The sequence below is a fragment of the Limosilactobacillus vaginalis DSM 5837 = ATCC 49540 genome, assembly GCF_000159435.1.
Taxonomy (GTDB): Bacteria; Bacillota; Bacilli; order Lactobacillales; family Lactobacillaceae; genus Limosilactobacillus; species Limosilactobacillus vaginalis.
Genome location: NZ_GG693441.1, coordinates 1 through 559 on the forward strand (window position 1 = coordinate 1; position 559 = coordinate 559).

At 31.3% G+C, this 559-nt stretch carries 1 protein-coding gene; it reads left to right on the forward strand.

Annotated features, from left to right (window positions below; all coding sequences use genetic code 11):
* On the forward strand, positions 1-553 hold a 553-nt coding region (locus HMPREF0549_RS08910), incomplete at its 5' end, for a restriction endonuclease subunit S (protein ID WP_040531982.1).
* Between the last annotated feature and the right edge of the window lie 6 nt (positions 554-559).

Below are 559 nucleotides of genomic sequence, written 5' to 3' on the forward strand. Positions count from 1 at the left end.
ACAAGAACTAAGACATATTCTATATAAACAGCTAATAGCACAGTCGGCTCTTAAAACGATTAGTATAAAAGAATTGTATAGCATTAAATATGGCAAGACGTTACCCAAATCACAATTGTTAAGAACAGGCACTAAAGTTTTTGGTGCAAAAGGTTTTATGGGATATACAGAAAGAAAGCCCTTAGTTAATAAGGCAACTGTTACAATAACGAGCCGTGGATCTGGGGCAGGATTCGTTAGTTATATTGATGAGGAAGAAGCATTTTTAACAAACAACTTATTGTACTTAATAGATAAAACTGGTTTGGGTTTATCATTCACTTATGAACTTATTAAAAGTAGTAAGCCTTCGCAGTTTGTAACCGGTTCAGCACAGCCACAACTGACTATAAATAATCTTAAGCAATTAAAATTAAAGATTCCCACTGATAGATTTATTATTGAACAGTTTAAAAATAATACCAAACGGATTGAAGATTGTATGAGTAATAATAAAATAGAGAATAATTCGCTTCAAAAACTAAGATTAGCATTTTTAAATTATTACTTTTAGGCGGCT